Source organism: Haloarcula sp. CBA1115, from assembly GCF_000827835.1.
Taxonomy (GTDB): Archaea; Halobacteriota; Halobacteria; order Halobacteriales; family Haloarculaceae; genus Haloarcula; species Haloarcula hispanica.
In genome coordinates this window covers 1,906,634-1,925,607 of the sequence record NZ_CP010529.1, presented here as the reverse complement: position 1 = coordinate 1,925,607, position 18,974 = coordinate 1,906,634, and the positions used below count along the sequence as shown (strand labels likewise).

Below are 18,974 nucleotides of genomic sequence, written 5' to 3'. Positions count from 1 at the left end.
TCGCTGCTGCAGTGATGGTTGCTTGCGCTGGTTCGGATGCGACGAGCCAGAGACGGCGACTCACAGAGACGCTTCCACACCTGCGGCTAGCCACGAATCTAAAAAAGATCGAGAGCTGGCCTCAGAACGGCGCTTCGGGGCCTTCGTCTTCGTCGCCGCCGACGTCGCCGCCGCGGGACTCGCCGGGGAACGAGGGGCTCATGCCGCCGCTGCCGCCGGACATCCCTTCCTGCTGTTCCATCCCGGTGCGCGCGGTGACCTCGTTGATCTCCGGGATCTCCTTGGTCATGCGCGTCTTGATGGCCTGGATGGTCATCGGTGAGATGCCACAGCCGGAACAGGCGCCGCCGAGGCGGATCGTGACGCTGCCTTCCTCGCGGTCGATCTCCTCGATGGCCGCGCTCCCGCCGTGCATCTGGATCTGGGGGAAGTTGCGACGCAGGAAGTTCGTGATTCGCTCGCGCAGGTCGTTGGCGTCCTCTGTGTCAGTGCTCATAGTGAATTGTATTCCGTCCCGGGAGGGCTTAGACCTTTGGACTAACATCTATATGACGGGCGAGAAACCGCGACCCGCCGGCACCCGCCCGTAGTTACTCCGACCATACCTGAAGCTTCTACCGGCGGGGTGAGTAGCCCGTCGTATGACACCCTCCGCCGACGAACCGCGACTGTTCGAGTGTGCGACCTGCGGCGGCATCGGTATCGGCGAGAACCGGCCGGAGTGCTGTGGCCAGCCGATGGCGGCGACCGAGGCGACGGACGCGGCGGTCAGCGAGCCGTCGCTCGAAACCCTGCTGCAGACCGTCTTCGAGATGTCCGGTACCGAGCTGGACGTCTGTCTCTGCGTGATGGAGGGCGGTGAGTTGACCGTGGCAGCACTGGCCGAACAGATCGGTTACGACCGGAGCGTCGTCGCGCGCCATCTCAACCATCTCGCGGAGTTCGGCGTCGTCGAGAAGCGCCGGCGAATCAGGCCGGAGGGCGGGCATGTGTACGTCTACACGCCACAGCCGCCTGAAGTAGTGCGTGAGCGGCTCCGCGGGGAGTTCCTGTCGTGGATTCGGCTGGCGACTGCGCAGTTGGACGACCTGCAGCGCGAGAAGGTCGAGGCGATAGCCGACGCCAGAACCGACGAGCGACAGTGGACCGTGTTTCAGGAGCAGTAGCGGCGACCGCGACGGCTCAGGTACGGCCGATCTCAGATGCGGTCCGCGGTCACGGCGTAAACGACCGCGAGGACGCCCCCGTAGACGACGTGCCACAGCAGCGACGGCGGCGCGAAGTTCGGGAACGGCGGGGAGGCCGGCGAGCCGACCGCACCGAGCCAGACTGGCATCAGAAGCGCGGCAAAGAGCACCCAGGTGGCGACGCCCCAGCCGACGCCGAGCCCAAGCAGTTTGCCGGACGATTCCAGATTGAGGACCCGCGCTAGCCCGGCGAACATCACACCCATCACGGCCCCATGGGAGAGGTGGACGACGAGGCCAGCCGCTGGGCTCGGCGGCGGCGCGAGCCCGTACAGGGACGGGATTGCGACGGCGAGCGTCGCGGTGTTCATCACGAGAATCAAGGCACCCATCACGGCGCTCCCGGCGATACCGCCGAGCACGCCGGCTTTCCAGTTGCCGGTACTGACGTCGTACGTCTGTGTCGTCTCTGTCGTCGTTGACATGCATACGAACGGTCGCGCCGCCTAGCAAAAGAGCCGGCGTGGCTGTTCGACCTCGTGCCACGTCCCCGGAAGAACTATACAGCAGCTCTCGCCAGCCATGGCCAGACAGGCAGCTAACTTTCAAGCCGCGGCCGGACGGACGTGTGGTATGGCAGACTCCGACACAGTGATGGCTCGGTTCGAAACCCCCGACATCGACGACCTCCCCGAAGACCTGCAGGAACGCATCGAAGAGGAGACCGAACGCGCCGGCTTCACGCCGAACATCTTCCCGGCGATGGCCTATCGTCCCTCGCACTTCCGGGCCTTTTTCGCGTACCACGACGCGCTGGTCGAGCAGACGGCGCTGGAACGCGAGGAAGTCGAGATGATAATCGTCGCCGTCAGCGGCGTCAACGACTGCCTCTACTGTATCGTCGCCCACGGTGCGCTGCTGCGTATTTACGCCGACGCACCCAAGCTCGCCGAGCAGGTCGCCGCGAACCACCGAACTGCGGACATCAACGAGACGCACAAGGCGATGCTGGATTTCGCGGTGAAGCTGACAGAATCGCCCGCCCGTATCGAGGACGCAGACCTCGAACGGCTGGAGGACCACGGCTACAGCCGCCGCGCGATCTGGGACATCGGCAGCGTCGCCGCCTTCTTCAACCTCTCGAACCGGCTGGCACAGCTCGCCGACATCCGTCCGAACGACGAGTTCTACGATCTGGGCCGCTGACTCGGGGCTTAGTGGCACCCCAACCTCACGCCGCTTCGGCCGGCCGCACCGCCCCAGCGCCACACTCCGGACAGGTCAGGTCCTCGACTGTCGCCACGCGCTGTGCGAACTCGGTCCCGCAGTCGTCACAGCGGAACCGGTAGTGCTGGTCCCCGGAGCCGAACAGCTCGGAGACCGTGTCAAGCACACCCATACTATGTACTCACTATCCGGAGCCCCCAAAATCTTCCGGCTGAGATACATCTCCGCCGGGATTTGATACATATAGCATACATCACAGCGCGTATCTATACACCTAGTAGTTCTGGTCTTGCCTATCAGGGGCATCCACAGGTGTATGAACAAAACACTCTATCTGATGCAGAAGGACAGCGAAACCCGAATCGAAGTTGACGACGATGGCTACGACCGGATCATGGAGAACGGCAACGTCGTCGGCCACCACATGAGCAACCCCATCGTCAAGCTGACGTAAGTTGCCACACGCGGTCCGAGCGTATCGTGACTGACGCGCAACATCCGGGAGTTTTTGCCGCTGGCTGTTGAAGCCGACAGCAATGAGTGACGCCGACGGCGGTCCGAAGCAGGTCTCGGACCCGGCCTACCACAGCGAGAACCACACGGCCGCCCAGACCTGCGGCTGGACGAAAAACGCCCTTCGCGGCGAAGGGAAGTGTTACAAGTACATCTTCTACGGTATCGAGTCCCACCGCTGCATCCAGATGACGCCGGTCGTGAAATGCAACGAGCGGTGCGTGTTCTGCTGGCGGGACCACGCCGGCCACGCCTACGAACTCGGCGACGTGGAGTGGGACGACCCCGCGGCGGTCGCCGACGCCTCCGTGGAACTCCAGCGGAAACTGTTGTCGGGCTTCGGGGGCAACGATGAAGTCCCGCGCGAGGTGTTCGACCAGGCGATGGAACCGCGCCACGTCGCCATCTCGCTGGACGGCGAACCCACGCTCTACCCGCACCTGCCGGAACTCATCGAGGAGTTCCACGACCGCGACATCACCACCTTCCTCGTCTCCAACGGGACCAACACGGAGATGCTGGAGCGGTGTGACCCCACGCAACTGTACGTCTCCGTCGACGCCGCCGACCGCCAGACGTTCGACTCGACGGTGCAGGCGATGGAGGACGACGCCTGGGACTCGCTCATCGACACGCTGGACGTACTGGCCGAGAAAGACGACACCCGCACCGTCATCCGGACGACGCTGGTCAAAGGCCACAACATGCACCACCCCGAGTGGTACGCGGCGATGTGTGACCGGGCCGATGCGGACTTCGTCGAGATGAAGGCGTACATGCACGTCGGCCACTCGCGGGGCCGTCTCGACCGCGACTCGATGCCCGACCACAGCGAGGTCCGGGAGTTCACACGAGAGATGGGCGAGTACCTCCCCGACCACGACGTGCTGAAGGAGGTCGAAGACTCCCGCGTGGCGATGCTCGCCGAGGACGAGAACACATGGGTTCCGAAACTGGAGAAGTCGAGCGAGTTCTGGGAGCAGGATTCGCTCGTCGAGTACTGAGTGCCATGTACGACATCGGGACGCAAGTCGAGCGGAGTGGGACCACAATGCGAACAGCGAAACCGTGAGCGAAGGCAGTCGCTTTTTCGCCTGCTCCGTTGAATAGCGGTTAATCCGCTTGTTCTTACAGATCCAGAGGAATGGAACCGGTGGGTTTGATTCTGTCCTATCGAGAGCGCTCTTTTCGAGTTTGCGTAGGAGTGGAAAGAACTGGCCAGACACCACTCAGGAGTGCCACTCGTAGTGAAAGATCGTAGTCCGAAAGAATAGTATTAAATACATAAGGGGGCGTATTTTCAATCGCGTGAATATTAATGGATCTAAAAAGTAAGCGAAAAGTAAAGGAGTTTCAGGAAGAAGAAATGCCGTCGCTAAAGGATTCAATTGACGACGCAGCGGGTTTTGAGGTCGATCTCGATATCCAGTGGGAATCACTTATCGACGAGAGAGTCAACGAAGAGCTCTGGTTCGAAGGGTGGACGAAAGTCTATTTTCTACCGACAATCAGTGCCTTCGAGGCAATCTGTAGCGACAAATTGGGGCGGGAAGCGCTTGAAGCAGAGCTGGAGTCGGTCGTGTTCAAGAACGTCGCAGGGATGACTGGTGAGATCAACTACAGCGATGGAGTCCTCACGGTTGATAAAGAGCCATGCACCAACATGGACAAAGTCGACAAACGGACAGAGTCCATTGTCTCGTTGCTCGAAGGCAGCCTCTGAATAGCCCAATCGAAACGAATCGGGGCCGATACCCGGTTTCGCGGTCTCATGATGCATTTTCGACCAGTGTCTCCCAGCCGCGTCTTATCATCTATCACAGCAGTGTGATAGGGCCGAACGTGTTAGGCAGCGGCTTGAATTGTATCCAGTAGAAACGGTAAGACGCGCTTCTGCTACCAACCCCGTACCAGTTTTTCTCCGTTCCAAAAGTGGAATGCATTCCACCTTCGGTATGCTTATCCGGCGGGAATCCCTACTGCAATGCATGGCTGAATCAACGGGACAGGGCGTCGGTCGGGACGAACTGGCGACGCTGAAACTGCTCGCCCTCGACGGTGCGCTCGATGAGTCGGCAAAGGTGTCCTGTGCCGATCTCGCGGAACGGCTGGACGCCTCGAACCAGACCGCCTCGCGGCGGCTCCAGCGGCTCGAAGACGCCGGGCTACTGGCCCGGGACATCGTCAGCGACGGGCAAGAGGTCGAACTGACCGGGGACGGTGAACGCCGCCTCCAGTCGGAGTACGCCGACTACCGGCGGATCTTCGAGTCCGACGCCAGCGTCGACCTGACCGGCGTCGTCACCTCGGGGATGGGAGAGGGACGACACTACATCACGCTGCCGGGCTACATGGAGCAGTTCATCGAGCGACTGGGGTACGAGCCGTTCGCGGGCACGCTCAACCTCGAACTCACGGCCGAGAGCGTCCGCAAGCGAGCGCGGATGAGCGCCATCGAACCGGTCACCATCGAGGGGTGGGAAGACGACGAGCGGACGTACGGTCCCGCGTACTGCTACCCCGCCTCGATAGAAGGGAGCGATGGCGAGTACGAGCCGGCCCACGTCATCGCCCCCGAGCGGACCCACCACGGCGAGGAGCAACTCGAAGTAATCGCGCCCGAGAAGCTCCGCGAGGTGCTGGAACTGGCCGACGGTGACGAGGTGATCGTGCATGTCTCGGAGTGAGGAAACCGCCGTTGACGCCGACAGCGTGGCCGACGCCGTCGCCGCCTTCGCCCGCGGCGAGCCGGTGCTGATCCACGACGCCGCCGACCGCGAAGGTGAGACCGACCTCGTCTACCCGGCCGGGGCCGTCAGCCCCGACGCCGTCGCCCGGATGCGCAACGACGCCGGGGCCTCGTCTGCGTCGCGCTCTCGGACCGCGTCGCCGAGGCGCTGGAACTGCCGTTCATGCAGGAGGTCCTCGACCATCCGACGGCGGCCGACCACGACCTCGCCTACGACGAGCGCTCCTCGTTCTCGCTGACGGTGAACCACCGCGACACGTTCACCGGGATCACCGACGACGACCGCTCACTGACGATCCGAGAGTTGGCTGCCGCCGCGACGGACCCCGACCCAGAGGCGTTCAGCGAGGCGTTCCGGTCGCCGGGCCACGTCCACCTCCTCCGGGCAGCCCCGGACGGCCTGGCCGACCGCGAGGGCCACACCGAACTCGCGCTCGAACTCGCCGACGCGGCCGACCTGCCAGCGGCCGCCGTCGTCTGTGAGATGCTGGACGATGAGACGGGCGCAGCGCTGCCCCCGGCAGCAGCGCGGGCCTACGCCGACCGCGAAGGGCTTGTGTACGTCGAAGGTGCCAGCCTGCTAGAGCGATTCGACTGATACTGGTGGCTGTAGCTGAGACAGAGTAGTCACCACTCCGTGCCGCAGAATTATTGAGAGAGCAACGTCCGACAGTGTGGGAAGCAGACAGCCAGTGTTTATTTCCAGCAATCACGGGACTGGACCGGTTTGCGAGTCAGAATGGAGTATCCGCCGCCGCTGCAAGTTGTCTGAGACCGCTGGCGACGAGGTACAGCGTCGCTCCAGTGAACAAAGCGATACCCACGGCCCGAGAGAGCCCGGGCACCGGTGATTCGACGACGCCGGAGAGATTTCGCGTGATGACCTCGGCCTGAATCAGGAGCAGGCCCAGCGGAAGCAACAGGACAGCGACGCTGCGGTGGAGCGACCGCTTCAGGGAGGACATGTGCGGTGCGGACGGCCAGATTCCACTAAAGCGTTTGTGCTCGCCGGGGCAGTGCTCCGTACTGGCCGTACGAGACAACACGACCCTGACCCGCGGGGGTATCGTCAACACTCTTAACCAAGGGAATCAATGGGGTAGATATGACACACGACGAGACAGCAGGAGGCATCACCCGCGGGCATCGCGACTGTCAACTCACCGGAGGGGTCGTGCGATGAGCGACCGTCCAGAGATGTTCGAGGGAACCGACCGCATCTGGATGGACGGCGAGTTCGTCGACTTCGAGGACGCTCAGACCCACGTCCTCACGCACGCGCTGCACTACGGGACCGGCGTTTTCGAGGGCGTTCGCTGTTACGACACCGAACAGGGGCCGGCCATCTTCCGCTGGGAAGAACACCTCGACCGCCTGTACAAGTCCGCGAAGCCCTACGACCTCGACATCGAGTTCAGCAAGGACGAACTCACCGAGGCGACGACGGAACTCATCGAAACGGAAGGGTTCGCGTCGTGTTACATCCGCCCCATCGTCTACTACGGCTTCGATTCGCTGGGCGTGAGCCCGAAGGACTGCCCGACGAAGACCACCATCGCCGCGTGGCCGTGGGGCGCGTATCTGGGCGAGGAAGCGCTGGAAGAGGGCGTCGATGTGATGGTGTCGTCCTGGCGCAAGCACGCCTCCAGTCAGATTCCGACCAACATCAAGACCACGGGGCTGTACGTCAACAGTATGCTCGCCGGCGAGGAGGCCCGCCGGAACGGCTACACCGAGGCCATCGTCCTGAACAAGGAGGGCAACGTCGCCGAGGGGCCGGGCGAGAACATCTTCATGGTCCGGGACGGCGAAATCTACACGCCCGGGCTAGCCGAGAGTATCCTCGAAGGGATCACCCGCAACACCGCGATCACGCTCGCCGAAGAGATGGGCTACACCGTCCACGAGGAAGCGACTATCTCTCGCGGTGAGCTGTACACCGCCGACGAACTGTTCTTTACCGGCACGGCGGCGGAGGTCACGCCCATCCGAAGCGTCGACGACAACGAGATCGGCGAAGGGACCAAGGGACCGGTCACCGACGAACTCCAGTCAGCCTTCTTCGACGTCATCGAGAGCGGCGACCGCGAAGAGTGGTTCCACTACGTCTGAGCGGGTACTGAACCGCGCGGCTAATCGTCCGCGAGGTCTTCCTCGTCGGCGACCGGAATCGGCGTGGCGGTACTACGGTCCGTATCGCCGAACCCGGCGCTGAGAATCCGTGTCAGCGCCTCTTCGACGCGCTCGTCGATTTCCTCGTAGCGGTGCGGTTCGACCTCGACGACGTAGCCGGTCGTGATGTTCGGCGCTGTCGGCAAGAAGAGCACCTCGCGGCCGTCCTCGGTCGTCTGGCCCGTTTTGAACGCGGTCATCCGCATCCCGTCCCACACTTCGAGTTTCACCGGCGCCTGGAGTTCTTCGGTTCCCCCGACAGCCGTCTCGACCGCCATCTTCGAGGCGTTGTACACCACCCGGAGCCCGGGGACGTGGTTCATCGCGTCGTCGATGGCCCGTTCGACGATGTCGCCGAAGGCCGTCCGCATCAGATAGCCGATAGAGAACACGATGAGGATGAAGATAATCAGCGTCGTGAACACCCGTGCGAGTTCGACAGACGACGTTCCCGAGGGGAGTCCGAGCGCCGCTAGCAGTTCGCCGTCAATCGCCGGGATGACCGCCGCGGACGCGAGGATAGAGTAGAGATAGATGATAACGTAAACCGTCACCAGCAGCGGCAACAGGATAATAAGGCCGCTCGCGAAATCGCGCTTCCACGACGTTGAGGAGGCCATACAGGTACGTATCGGGCGCGGAATATGAGCCCTTTCCTTTGGTGCGTGTCCGTGCTGCCGGTCTCACAGTTGTCCGGTGAGAGAGTGCGAGAGGATAGCCAGTTACCGATGAGGAGCCGCCGAGCTACCACTCGGCGACGCTGCCGTCGTCGTGTCGCCAGACGGGGTTGTGCCAGTCGACGTCCTGCTGGGACTGCTCCCGGAGGAACGCCTCGTCAATCTCGATTCCGAGGCCGGGGTCCGTGGGCACGGTGACGAACCCGTCCTCGTAGTCGAACACGGACGGGTCGGCGAGGTAGTCCAGCACGTCGGTCGTCTCGTTGTAGTGGATGTCGATGCTCTGTTCCTGAATGAGCGCGTTGGGCGAGCAGGCGTCGACCTGAACACACGACGCCAAGGCGACCGGGCCGAGCGGGCAGTGGGGGGCCATCGCCACGTCGTAGGCCTCGGCCATCGACGCGATCTTGTACACCTCGGTGATGCCGCCGGCGTGGGAGAGGTCCGGCTGAATCACGTCGACAGCCCCGTCCTCGAACACCTCCTTGTAGTCCCAGCGCGAGTACATCCGTTCGCCGGTCGCAATCGGAATCTCGGTGTGGGCCGCAAGCGCCGGCAGCGCGTCGTTGTGTTCGGGCAACACCGGCTCCTCGATGAACATCGGCTCGTAGGGCTCCAGCGCGGACGCGAGCCGTTTGACCATCGGTTTCGTCACGCGGCCGTGGAAGTCGACGCCGATGTCCACCTCGGGGCCGACGGCCTCTCTGACCTCCCGGAGGCGGGTCGCGGCGGCCTCGACCGCGGCCGGGTTGTCGACGCGCTCGATTTCCGGCGTCGCGTTCATCTTCAGCGCCGTGAACCCGGCATCGACCTGCGCCCGGGCGGCGCTGGCCACGTCCGAGGGCTCGTCGCCGCCGATCCACTGGTACACCCGAATCCGGTCTCGGGCCTGCCCGCCCAGTAGCTGGTGGACCGGCGCGCCGAGTTGCTTGCCCTTGATGTCCCACAGCGCCTGGTCGATGCCGGCGATGGCGGACATCAAGACCGGGCCGCCGCGGTAGAAGCCGCCGCGGTACATCGCCTGCCAGTGGTCCTGGATGTTCTCCGGGTTCTCTCCGATGAGATAGCTGTCGAGCAGTTCCTCGACGGCCGCACGCACGGTGTGTGCTCGGCCCTCGACGACTGGTTCGCCCCAGCCGACGGTTCCATCGGCCGTCTCCAGCCGAAGGAAGAGCCAGCGCGGCGGGACCTCGAACAGTTCGTAGTCGACGATGCGGTTCCCGGCCGCGTCGTCCGCTGTCATGCCAGTGGTCCCCTCGCTGTAGTACACGAAGCAGTCCCGCTGGGAGCACTACGCGGCGCGTCGAGCCGCGCTCCGTCGGTCTGTGGAGTCATGTGAGAGACACATAGGAGACGTGTATATAGTCGTTGTGTGATTCCAGAACCTACCGCTCGCGGTGTCGCTCCCACGTACGGACGAGCCCGGCAAGCGTCTCGTTGACCGGGACTGGTGCCGTCGCAGTCGCCGCGACGTAGCCGTTGATGGCGTCGATTTCCGTTTGGCGGCCGTCCGAGATGTCCTGGTACATCGACGAGTGGTTGGCGGCGGTGTCGTCGACGACACGTTCGACGAGCGATACCGCACGCTCGTCCGAGAGGTCGATCCCCTGCTCGCGGGCGACGGCGGCCGTTTCCCGTGCAGCGTCCGCCGCGATGTTGTCGGCCGGCGAGTCGGACAGCGTGCCGTTCGCCACGCGGGCGAGCGCGGTCACAGCGTTGATACCGGCGTTGACCGCGAGTTTCTCCCAGAGGCGGGTCGGCATATCCGCTGCGACGGTTGTCTCGATACCGGCCGCACGGAACGCCGCCCCGACGTCGTCGGCGGTTGCGGACCGGCCGCCGTTGCGGTCCCCGAGTACGATGTCGCCGCGGCCGGTGAACGCCACGGTGCCCGGTTCCCTGAGCCGCGCGCCGTAGGAACACGTCCCCGCCAGCACCGGACAGTCGAGTTCGGCGGCTAACCGCTCCTCGTTGCCCATCCCGTTCTGGAGCGAGAGGCAAGCGTCGAGCGTGCAGTCCACGAGGTCCGCTGCAACGGCGGCGGTGTCGTAGGCCTTGACCGTCACCAGCGCGAGGTCGGCACGCTGTGGAATCGTCGTCTGTGCGCCCGGACGGACCCGGAACTCCTCGGTTCCCACCACCGACAGACCGTTCTCGCTAACGCTGCCGGCGTGTGGCTCGCGGCCCACGAGCGTCACGTCGTGTTCGCGGGCGAGCAAGCCACCGACGAGGCTGCCGAGGCTTCCGGCCCCGACGACGACGATATCCATACCGACGAGCAGGGACGGCCCGAACAAAAACCCATCACCGGCGGTCGGAATCAGCACGCACTTTGCCGCGAGCGACGAACGAGCGGCCATGGGCGACTCCGACGACGCCGAGGCGGTAGTTCGGGCGATCGACGAAATCGGCATCGACCGGCTGACCGAGACAATCGTCACGGCGTGGGAGGGCATCGGCGGCGGCGTCGAACCGGGACCGACCTGGCCGGAAGACGAAACCAGGCGTCGGTTCGAACTGTCCGACCCGGACGAAGCGGTCGGGCTAGACGTACTTGCGGCGGTGCTGGACGCGTCACCGCGGTCCTCGGAAAAGGCGTTTGTCCACCTCGGTGTCGGCCGGCGAGACACCCCCCAACACGAACGGTTCGCTGTCGAGACGCTCGCGGGCCACACCGACGTGTCGGCTACCGACACCCACACGACCGGAACGGTGCCGATGACGGCAGAAACGTTCGACGCGCTGGCGCGCGTCTACGGGGGGACGCTGGTGTACGTAGTCATCGGTGATGCGGACGGGCACGCGGTTCTCGAACTCGACTGGACGACACTTCGGTTCTCGCTCCCGCCGTCGGCCGTCGAGACCGTGCGGGAGTCAGTCGGACCGGCCGTCGCCGAGCGATTCGAGCGGGCGTAAGCCCGGCCTGTCACGCGGGCGTCGCCTCAGTCCTCCTGCCAGTAGTAGATGTCTTCCTTGGGCGCGTTACAGGACGGGCATTCGTCGGGGATGTCCTCTATCTGGCCCATCTCGCCGCATTCCCAGCAGCGCCACATCAGTTCGGCCTCGCCCGCGGCCCCGGCGCTGAGATGCTCGCTCGACAGCGACTCGATGCCGTCCTCGACCGTGACGTAGAAGCCGTGTTCGTCGAACCCGCGGATGGTCCCGAGTGCGTCCCCGTCCTCGTCGTACACCGTCTGGCCGAACGAATACTCCTCGCTTTCGATGTTCGTGGTCATGTCAGCCATACATAGAGCTAGTCGTTCCGAAATATGTTAAATGCTACCGTAAGACAGAATATGCATGATTGACGAGCCGAATCGGGGCCAGCGAACCCGCCTGTCGGCGAACGGCACTCGCGTCGCTACTGCGAGAACAGGCTGTTGTGGACGGGTGCGAAGTCACTCTCCTGGCTGTCCTCGACCACCGAGTCGGTGACGGCCTTGCCCGCGACGCCGTCGTCGAGGAAGTCCCCGAGCGGCGGCCCGACGTTGTCCGGTTCGACGAGGAACGCGTCGTGGCCGTGGTCGGAGTCGATGACGTGGTGGGCGACGTTCGCGTCGGCCGCCCGGAGCGAGTCGGCCAGCGCCTCCGCCTGCTGGGTGGTGAAGTGCCAGTCGGCGGTGAAAGACATCACCAGCGCGTCGCCGTCGAAGGCCGCCAGCGCGTCCGCATCGGACTCGAACCCGGCGGCGAGGTCGTAGTTGTCCATCGCCCGTGTCAGATAGAGGTAGCTGTTGGCGTCGAAGCGCTCGGTGAACTTCTCGGCGTTGTAATCGAGGTACGACTCCACGTCGCGGTACGGGAAGAACGCGCCCGCGGCGTCGGTGGGGAACGTGCGGACGGCGTCCCGGCCGGCGGCGCGGCGGCCGAAGCGGCGCTCCATCGACGCCTTCGAGAGGTACATCACATGGCCCAGTTGGCGGGCCAGCGCCAGCCCGTCGCTGGGCGGGTCCTGGTCCTCGCCGTAGTAGTGGCCCTGGTTCCAGTTCGGGTCGGTCGTGATGGCCCGTCGGGCGATGGCGTCGAGCGAGAGGCACTGTGTGTCCAGTCGCGCGGCCGCGGCGATGGGAACGATGCGGTCGACGTGGTCCGGGTGGCGCTTGGCCCACTCGATGACGTTCATGCCGCCGACGCTGCCGCCGACGACCGCGTGGAGGTGGGGAATCCCGAGTTCGTCGAGCAGCGCGCGCTGGGCCTCAGTCCAGTCCGTGACAGTGACCGGCGGGAAGTCGGTGCCGTAGGGCTCGCCCGTCTCCGGGTTCTCGCTTTTTGGCCCCGTCGACCCGTAGCACGAGCCGGGCACGTTCGCACAGACGACGTAGTACTCCGTGGTATCGATGGCCTTGCCCGGGCCGACGATGTCGTCCCACCAGGCGCGGGCCTGGTCGGCGCTGTCGACCCGGTCGCGGCCGGCGACGTGGGCGCTGCCGGTCAGGGCGTGACAGACCAGCACCGCGTTGTCGCCGTCGAACTCCCCGTAGGCCTCGTAGGTGATTTCGAGATCCGGAATCGTCTCGCCGCAGTCGAACTCGAACTCGCCCAGCGAGACTGTGTTGTGTTCGACGTTCATGTGATTCGCTCGATTGTGTCGTCGATGTCCGCGATGATGTCTTCGGGGTCTTCGATGCCGACGCTGAACCGGAGGAGGTCCGGCGTCACGCCGCTGGCGCGTTGCTCTTCCTCACTGAGCTGGGCGTGGGTGGTCGAGGCCGGGTGAATGACCAGCGTCTTCGCGTCGCCGATGTTGGCGAGGAACTGCGCGAGTTCGGTCTCCTCGCAGAACCGTCGGCCGGCATCGTAGCCGCCCTCCAGTCCGAAGGTGACGATGCCGCCGAACCCGCCGGAGAGGTACTGCTGTGCCAGGTCGTGGGTCTCGTGACTCTCCAGTCCGGGATAGGTGACCCAGGCGACATCGGGGTGGTCGTCGAGGTGCTGTGCGACGGTCATCGCGTTCTCGCAGTGGCGCTCCATCCGCAGGGAGAGCGTCTCGACCCCCTGAAGCGTCGCCCAGGCGTCGAACGGTTTCTGGCCGTCGCCCAGCGACCGGAGGGCGCGCTGGCGGGCGGCGACGGAGAAGGCGCGGTCGCCGAATGCCTCGGTGAAGTTCTTCCCGAAGGCCTTGTTCTCGCCGCCCAGTTCCGGGAACTTCTCGGGGTACTCGTCCCAGGGGAACGAGCCGCCGTCGACGAGGACGCCGCCGACGGTCGTCCCGGAGCCGTGAATCCACTTCGTCGTCGACTCCCAGAGGAGGTCCACGCCGTGGTCAAGCGGGTTACAGAGCGCCGGCGTCCCGAACGTGTTGTCGACGAAGACGGGCACGCCGTGGTCGTGAGCCACCTCAGCGATGTCTTCCATCGGCGGGACCACGAGCGAGGGGTTCCCGATGGTCTCGAAGTGGACGTAGGCCGTGTCCTCGTCGATGGCCGCGGCGTAGGCGTCCGGGTCGAGCGTGTCGACGAACCGCGTCTCGATGCCCCGCCGGCTGGCGGCCTTCGAGAAGTACGAATGCGTGCCGCCATAGATAGAGGAGGCCGTCACGATGTTGTCGCCGTTGGCCGCGAGGACGAACGTCCCGGCGTCGAGCGCGGCCATCCCCGACCCCGTCGCGACGGCGTCGACGGCGTTTTCGAGGGAGGCGATGCGGTTTTCGAGCATCCGGACAGTAGGGTTGTCGAACCGCGAGTAAACGTTGCCGTCGTCCTCCAGGGCGTACCGGTCGGCCGCGGTGTCGGCGTCCTCGAAGACGTACGACGAGGTCTGATAGATGGGCGGCGCGCGAGCCCCAGTCGCCGGGTCCGGCTCCTCCTGGCCGGCGTGGACACAGCGCGTCCCGAATCCGTAGTCGTTGGTCATGTGCAGTATGCATATATCTCTAGCTATCTATAACTCAGAGTTACGGCAATACTCTCTTATTGTGATAGGATGGCATGGTATCGGTACGCCGACCGGTGGACCCGAGGGAGAGGGTATTTGTCGGTGGCTGTCTACACGCCGGTATGGACCACGACACTGCCGGACGAACCAGCCGACAGATTCTCGACGCCGTCGGCAGTGCCGTTATCGCTGACGACCACTTCCTCGAAACCGTCATGACCGGGGTTCTCGCCCGGGGCCACGTCCTGCTGGAAGACGTGCCGGGCACGGGGAAGACGCTCACCGCCCAGTCGTTCGCGACGGCGCTCGATCTCTCCTTCAAGCGGGTGCAGTTCACGCCGGACCTGCTGCCGTCCGACATCACCGGCTCGAACGTGTTCAACGAGGCCACCGGCGAGTTCGACTTCCAGCCTGGCCCCGTCTTCGCCAACGTCGTGCTGGCCGACGAAATCAACCGCGCACCGCCCAAGACGCAGGCCGCGCTGCTCGAAGCGATGGGCGAGAAGCAGGTGACCGTCGACGGCGTGACCCACGACCTCCCCGAGCCGTTCTTCGTCATCGCCACGCAGAACCCCGTCGAACAGGAGGGGACCTTCGGCCTGCCCGAGGCCCAGCGGGACCGCTTCATCGTCAAGACGTCGATGGGCTATCCCGACTTCGGCGGCGAGCGGGAACTCATCGACCGGCGGGCCGACCGGACGGCACAGGCCCCGAGCGTCACCAGCGTCATCGACGGCGAGCGCCTGCCGGCGCTCCAGCGGACTGTCGAATCAGTCACCGTCGACGGCACGCTCCGGGACTACGTCGTCGAACTCGGCCGGGCCACCCGCGAGGACGACCGCGTGGACGTCGGCGTCTCCCCGCGTGGTATTCAGCGACTGTTCGAGGCGACTCGCGCCGCCGCGGTCCTCGACGGCCGCGACTACGCCGTTCCGGACGACGTGAAAAGCGTCGTCGGGGAGGCGTTCGCCCACCGACTCGTCCTGACCGCCGACGCGGGCGTCCGCGGCGTCGACCCGGCGACGGTCGTCGATGATGTGCTGGACCGCGTCGAGGTGCCCGCAGTCAGCCCCGGCCGCTGAGACGGGGGGCCGTCAGTCGGTTCCGGATTACCGCCCCAGCAACGGCTCCGCCTCGACCCACAGTCGGTCGAAGCGGGCCTCGAACGCCGCCGCGACCTCCGAATCGGTGATCCCGACCACGCCGAGCCTGTCGGCGGGCGAGAGCGGGTCCGGAACGTCGACCGTCACCGCCGCGGCGTCGATCACGTCGAAGGAGACCCCGACCGTCGGCACCGCCCGGACCGCCGCGTTGCGGTCGGCGAGCAGGTCGGGGAGCGACTCGGGAAGCACGTCGAGTACCGCCTCGCTACAGAGCAGGTCGACCCGCACGTCCTCGCCCACACCGTCGAGGAACGCGTCGACCTCGGTCTGGAGCGTCTCCCACGACGCGCGCTCGTACGGCGGACCGACGGTCGCCCGGACGTGCTCTCGGGCGGTCCTGACGTGCCGGCTCATCGCCGCCCGCATCTCCTCGCTTCCGAGCGATCCGAGCCAGAAACTGCTGTCGACGGGCGGCGCGGGCAGGAGGTCCGCCCTGACGGACGCGGCGACGGACCGGTACCGATCGAACTCCGATGCCAGTTCGCGGGTCCGCTCCGAGAGCAGCCTGTCGACGACCGTCTCCGGGTCGACGGGGGTGTACCGCGTCGGGTCAGTCGACTGGGTCCGGACTATCCCGCGGGCTTCGAGGCCGTTGAGCACGTCGTAGATCCGCCCCCGGGGGACGCCGCTCGCGTCGGAGAGGTCGCTCGCGGACACCGCACCGGTCACTAGCAGCGTCCGATACGCCGTCTCCTCGTAGTTCGAGAGCCCGAGTTCGGCCAGTTCGGTCATCGTCGGGTGGTCGAGCGGCCGGTACAAAGGTCCACAGGACCGGACTCGACGCGGGTGCGGCCGGCGCGAGGAGCGCCCCCGACGTGTGGGTTCCCTGCCACCGGAAGCGCCGCCAGGGCCGCCGAGCGGCCGAAACACACCGAAAGTGGCGGGGCGTTTCAGTACGTTCATCCCACCGCCGGCCGGCGTTCTCACTATGAATCCGTACGTGTTACTCGGGGCCGCAATCGCCTCGGAACTGCTCGGAACGACCGCGCTCAAGCTCTCGGAGGGGTTCTCGAAGCCCGTTCCCAGCCTCGGCGTCGTCCTTGGCTACGGTGTGGCGTTCTACCTCGTCTCGCTGACCCTGGAGGAGCTCCCCATCGGCGTCGTCTACGGGACGTGGGCCGCCCTGGGTATCGTCGGTGTCGCGGCCATCGGAACCGTCGTGTTCGACGAACCAGTCGACCCCGTCGGCGTCGTCGGAATCGCGCTCATCGTCGCCGGCGTGTACTGCCTCAACGTCCTGTCCTCGATGGCCGCCCACTGACTCATAGGCGGCGGAACCCATAGCTTTCGCCGAGGAAGTCGATGCCCGGCACCCGCTCGGCGTGAGAACGACACCGACCGGCGACGCTACTCACACTCAGCTCCGCTCGAACTCCCGTTCCCGCTCGTCCCGAGTCGCGTCCTCGACGTCCTCCAGCGTCTCCGTCTCCAGCAGCCGCTCCAGTTTCCGCTCGAACTGCTCGTCGGTCAGCTTCCCCTCGGCGTACCGGCAGCGCAGACGCTCCAGCGGTGTTTCGTCGCCAGTATCGCTCGACGGTGCTGGGTCCGCTTCCTCGATATCTTCCACCTCCTCGTCCGCATCGCCGTACAGCAGTTCGGTCAGCGGAACGACCACGACGTAACCGACGAGCAGCGCCACGAGCCACCACTCCTGCCCGGTGAGGAGAGCAACGAGCCAGAACCCGGTGACCGCCAGAGAGGCGAGTTCCGTCACGTTGTCTCTGGCTCGCTCCAGCGGGGACCGGTCGGTCATACTGCTTGCTTGTCACCACACCACAATGGATTGTTCGGTGCGCCCTACCGTATCGCAGCCACGAGTGCCAGCACGGCGACGAGACAGACCACGAGACCAGCCACGGCGACCGACGGCTCGACAGCGACGGAACCCCGGGCGACGCCGGCCAGACCCAGCGTCGCCGCCGCGCCGACGCCGCCGACCGCGACAGTTCCGCCGGTGTGGACGAGTTCGGTGCGGCGCGTCGCGGCCCCGGTGCCGACCTCGTGTCCCAGCGTCGTCCCGAAGGAACCGGCATCCCAGACGACGACCGCACCGACCAGCCCCGCAAGCACCAGCCACGTCGAGGTGTCAAGCGTCGCGGCGAACGCGCTCGCACCGAACAGGCCGGCCGCGGCGAGCGTGACACCGGCCGTCCGCTCACGCAGATAATTCGTCGCCAGCGCCAGCCACAGCTGTCCAATTGCGCCGACGACGGTAAACAGCGCCACGACGGCCAGTGACAGCGTGACGGTCTCGGGGCCGTACACGTCCAGTATCGGAACGAAGAACTGTTCGACGGCCGCCGCGGCCGGCGTCGCCCGGAGCGCCGTTTCGATGGCATCGACTGCCGGCCCCGCGACCACCACCGCGGCGAGCGTGATGACGCCCCCGCCGACGTACGGTGCGAGAACGGTCCCGACGCGGTCGGCCGAACTCTGGACCGTCCGCCGGAGGAACCAGACAGCCACCGAGACGACCGTCCCACTGAGGAACAGCCACCAGAGGAGGCCGCGGAGGCCCGGCGCGGCCGTGACTGTGACGAGCAGGTCGTACAGTCCGACAGGGAGTAGTTCGGCCATGGATTCCTGGCCGAGGCCCAGTTCGAACAGGCCGGCAACCGGAGCGACCAGCAAGGCGAGTCGGCCCGTCCACCGGAGCGTTCGCTCGGCGGCGGCGACGGCCCTGTCGATATCGGGTGCGTCGCTCGTTTCCGGGACGAGTTCGGCCAGCGGCAAGGCGTCGAGCCCGTGAGCCAGCGCCGCCGCGGCGAGGGCGAGCAACAGACTGAAAATGGCGATATGCGTTCGCCCCGGAACCGGGTCGAAAATCGGTCCCAGCACCCGAGTGAGGAGTTCGCCGGTCAGTTGCTGGACGCCCGGCGTCCCGGTGTTGGACTGCAGGAAGTCGACGGCCCCTCGCGTGAACAGCACGAGGGCAACAGCGAACGGAACGGCGGTCGTCCGCACGACGAGGCCGCCGTAGGCCCCAACCCGCTCAGTGTCGACGACGCCGCGGGTGGCCGCGGTCGCACCGAAGACGGCGGTCAGGCAGCCGAGGACGACGACCACCTGCGACAGCAGTGTAACGACCGCCGGGCGGACGCCAGTCTGCGAGGAGACGGGAAACAGTTCGGCACCGAGCGAGGCGACCGTGCCGCCGGTGGCGACCATGAGCCCGACGGCGACCGGCAGCGCGAGGGCGCTGGCCAGAACCGTCCCGACCGCCTGCCAGTGATCCCAGCCGCTCAGCCACAGCGACAGCGCCAGCAAGACGCCGGTGGCCACGCCGACGAGCGCGGCCCGGTCGGCGGAGACGGTCCCCAGCAGTCCCGCGACCAGCAGCGCCGTCACGCCGACGACGGTTGCGAGGCTGGTCCAGGGCATCCGGGTCGGGAGTGAGATCGTGTCGTCCATA

General features: G+C 65.7%; 23 protein-coding genes and 1 pseudogene. 11 read left to right on the top strand and 13 right to left on the bottom strand.

Annotated features, from left to right (window positions below):
• Nucleotides 1-121 precede the first annotated feature (121 nt).
• Complete coding sequence (locus SG26_RS09560; RefSeq protein ID WP_014039332.1) at nucleotides 122-496, bottom strand: NifU family protein; 375 nt, start codon at nucleotides 494-496, stop codon at nucleotides 122-124.
• Nucleotides 497-641: 145 nt separating this feature from the next.
• Here SG26_RS09560 and SG26_RS09555 point away from each other — a divergent pair, with 145 nt between their 5' ends.
• Complete coding sequence (locus SG26_RS09555; RefSeq protein ID WP_014039331.1) at nucleotides 642-1,166, top strand: helix-turn-helix domain-containing protein; 525 nt, start codon at nucleotides 642-644, stop codon at nucleotides 1,164-1,166.
• Between the two features lie 32 nt (nucleotides 1,167-1,198).
• On the opposite strand, the gene SG26_RS09550 is transcribed toward SG26_RS09555, so the two are convergent.
• Nucleotides 1,199-1,672 (bottom strand): DUF6789 family protein, encoded by a 474-nt coding sequence (locus tag SG26_RS09550; RefSeq protein ID WP_050037459.1) that lies wholly within the window; start codon nucleotides 1,670-1,672, stop codon nucleotides 1,199-1,201.
• Nucleotides 1,673-1,820: 148 nt separating this feature from the next.
• Here SG26_RS09550 and SG26_RS09545 point away from each other — a divergent pair, with 148 nt between their 5' ends.
• Nucleotides 1,821-2,393: a peroxidase-related enzyme gene (locus SG26_RS09545; protein ID WP_014039329.1), complete on the top strand. Its 573-nt coding sequence runs from the start codon at nucleotides 1,821-1,823 to the stop codon at nucleotides 2,391-2,393.
• Nucleotides 2,394-2,418: 25 nt separating this feature from the next.
• On the opposite strand, the gene SG26_RS09540 is transcribed toward SG26_RS09545, so the two are convergent.
• A complete protein-coding gene (locus SG26_RS09540) occupies nucleotides 2,419-2,586 on the bottom strand; it encodes a zinc ribbon domain-containing protein (RefSeq protein WP_014039328.1) in 168 nt (55 codons plus the stop codon).
• A gap of 144 nt (nucleotides 2,587-2,730) precedes the next feature.
• Between SG26_RS09540 and SG26_RS21595 the strand changes: the two genes are divergently transcribed.
• From SG26_RS21595 to ribB, 5 genes and pseudogenes are all read left to right on the top strand, one after another.
• A complete protein-coding gene (locus tag SG26_RS21595) occupies nucleotides 2,731-2,868 on the top strand; it encodes a hypothetical protein (RefSeq protein WP_004964745.1) in 138 nt (45 codons plus the stop codon).
• 82 nt (nucleotides 2,869-2,950) lie between these two features.
• Nucleotides 2,951-3,931 (top strand): 4-demethylwyosine synthase TYW1, encoded by a 981-nt coding sequence (gene twy1 / locus SG26_RS09535; protein WP_044951627.1) that lies wholly within the window; start codon nucleotides 2,951-2,953, stop codon nucleotides 3,929-3,931.
• Between the two features lie 314 nt (nucleotides 3,932-4,245).
• On the top strand, nucleotides 4,246-4,650 hold the full coding sequence (locus tag SG26_RS09530; protein WP_023843095.1) for a hypothetical protein: 405 nt from the start codon (nucleotides 4,246-4,248) through the stop codon (nucleotides 4,648-4,650).
• A gap of 265 nt (nucleotides 4,651-4,915) precedes the next feature.
• Nucleotides 4,916-5,614 carry a DUF120 domain-containing protein gene (locus SG26_RS09525; RefSeq protein ID WP_008311261.1) on the top strand — a complete coding sequence of 233 codons (699 nt, stop codon included), beginning with the start codon at nucleotides 4,916-4,918 and terminating at the stop codon, nucleotides 5,612-5,614.
• Nucleotides 5,601-6,274: pseudogene (ribB, locus tag SG26_RS09520) on the top strand (3,4-dihydroxy-2-butanone-4-phosphate synthase). The gene SG26_RS09525 and the pseudogene ribB overlap by 14 nt, the downstream one beginning before the upstream one ends.
• A 136-nt stretch (nucleotides 6,275-6,410) precedes the next feature.
• On the opposite strand, the gene SG26_RS09515 reads toward ribB, so the two are convergent.
• Nucleotides 6,411-6,641, bottom strand: coding sequence for a hypothetical protein (locus SG26_RS09515; protein ID WP_008311264.1), 231 nt, complete (start codon nucleotides 6,639-6,641; stop codon nucleotides 6,411-6,413).
• Between the two features lie 214 nt (nucleotides 6,642-6,855).
• On the opposite strand from SG26_RS09515, the gene SG26_RS09510 reads away from it, so the two are divergent.
• Nucleotides 6,856-7,788: a branched-chain amino acid transaminase gene (locus SG26_RS09510; RefSeq protein WP_175055153.1), complete on the top strand. Its 933-nt coding sequence runs from the start codon at nucleotides 6,856-6,858 to the stop codon at nucleotides 7,786-7,788.
• A 20-nt stretch (nucleotides 7,789-7,808) separates the two neighbouring features.
• On the opposite strand, the gene SG26_RS09505 is transcribed toward SG26_RS09510, so the two are convergent.
• The 3 genes from SG26_RS09505 to SG26_RS09495 all read right to left on the bottom strand — a co-directional run bounded on the left by SG26_RS09505 (nucleotide 7,809) and on the right by SG26_RS09495 (nucleotide 10,795).
• Nucleotides 7,809-8,468 (bottom strand): DUF502 domain-containing protein, encoded by a 660-nt coding sequence (locus SG26_RS09505; protein WP_014039323.1) that lies wholly within the window; start codon nucleotides 8,466-8,468, stop codon nucleotides 7,809-7,811.
• 124 nt (nucleotides 8,469-8,592) lie between these two features.
• The gene (gene dgoD, locus SG26_RS09500) at nucleotides 8,593-9,768 is read right to left on the bottom strand and encodes a galactonate dehydratase (RefSeq protein WP_050037458.1); all 1,176 of its coding nucleotides are present in this window, start codon (nucleotides 9,766-9,768) and stop codon (nucleotides 8,593-8,595) included.
• A gap of 142 nt (nucleotides 9,769-9,910) precedes the next feature.
• A complete protein-coding gene (locus SG26_RS09495; RefSeq protein WP_050037457.1) occupies nucleotides 9,911-10,795 on the bottom strand; it encodes a ketopantoate reductase family protein in 885 nt (294 codons plus the stop codon).
• 88 nt (nucleotides 10,796-10,883) lie between these two features.
• Here SG26_RS09495 and SG26_RS09490 point away from each other — a divergent pair, with 88 nt between their 5' ends.
• Entirely contained in the window at nucleotides 10,884-11,441 is a 558-nt protein-coding gene (locus tag SG26_RS09490; RefSeq protein WP_014039320.1) for a hypothetical protein, read from the top strand.
• A gap of 26 nt (nucleotides 11,442-11,467) precedes the next feature.
• On the opposite strand, the gene SG26_RS09485 is transcribed toward SG26_RS09490, so the two are convergent.
• From SG26_RS09485 to SG26_RS09475, 3 genes are all read right to left on the bottom strand, one after another.
• Complete coding sequence (locus tag SG26_RS09485) at nucleotides 11,468-11,770, bottom strand: rubredoxin-like domain-containing protein (RefSeq protein WP_008311270.1); 303 nt, start codon at nucleotides 11,768-11,770, stop codon at nucleotides 11,468-11,470.
• A 116-nt stretch (nucleotides 11,771-11,886) separates the two neighbouring features.
• Nucleotides 11,887-13,095 (bottom strand): homoserine O-acetyltransferase, encoded by a 1,209-nt coding sequence (metX, locus tag SG26_RS09480; protein ID WP_050037456.1) that lies wholly within the window; start codon nucleotides 13,093-13,095, stop codon nucleotides 11,887-11,889.
• On the bottom strand, nucleotides 13,092-14,378 hold the full coding sequence (locus SG26_RS09475; RefSeq protein ID WP_050037455.1) for an O-acetylhomoserine aminocarboxypropyltransferase/cysteine synthase family protein: 1,287 nt from the start codon (nucleotides 14,376-14,378) through the stop codon (nucleotides 13,092-13,094). The genes metX and SG26_RS09475 overlap by 4 nt, the downstream gene beginning before the upstream one ends.
• A 143-nt stretch (nucleotides 14,379-14,521) precedes the next feature.
• Here SG26_RS09475 and SG26_RS09470 point away from each other — a divergent pair, with 143 nt between their 5' ends.
• Complete coding sequence (locus SG26_RS09470; RefSeq protein WP_050037454.1) at nucleotides 14,522-15,481, top strand: MoxR family ATPase; 960 nt, start codon at nucleotides 14,522-14,524, stop codon at nucleotides 15,479-15,481.
• Nucleotides 15,482-15,508: 27 nt separating this feature from the next.
• On the opposite strand, the gene SG26_RS09465 is transcribed toward SG26_RS09470, so the two are convergent.
• Complete coding sequence (locus SG26_RS09465) at nucleotides 15,509-16,294, bottom strand: TrmB family transcriptional regulator (RefSeq protein ID WP_050037453.1); 786 nt, start codon at nucleotides 16,292-16,294, stop codon at nucleotides 15,509-15,511.
• 196 nt (nucleotides 16,295-16,490) lie between these two features.
• Between SG26_RS09465 and SG26_RS09460 the strand changes: the two genes are divergently transcribed.
• Complete coding sequence (locus tag SG26_RS09460; protein ID WP_050037452.1) at nucleotides 16,491-16,823, top strand: multidrug efflux SMR transporter; 333 nt, start codon at nucleotides 16,491-16,493, stop codon at nucleotides 16,821-16,823.
• Nucleotides 16,824-16,919: 96 nt separating this feature from the next.
• On the opposite strand, the gene SG26_RS09455 is transcribed toward SG26_RS09460, so the two are convergent.
• Nucleotides 16,920-17,315, bottom strand: coding sequence for a hypothetical protein (locus tag SG26_RS09455; protein WP_014039314.1), 396 nt, complete (start codon nucleotides 17,313-17,315; stop codon nucleotides 16,920-16,922).
• Between the two features lie 44 nt (nucleotides 17,316-17,359).
• On the bottom strand, nucleotides 17,360-18,973 hold the full coding sequence (locus SG26_RS09450; RefSeq protein WP_050037451.1) for a hypothetical protein: 1,614 nt from the start codon (nucleotides 18,971-18,973) through the stop codon (nucleotides 17,360-17,362).
• Between the last annotated feature and the right edge of the window lies 1 nt (nucleotide 18,974).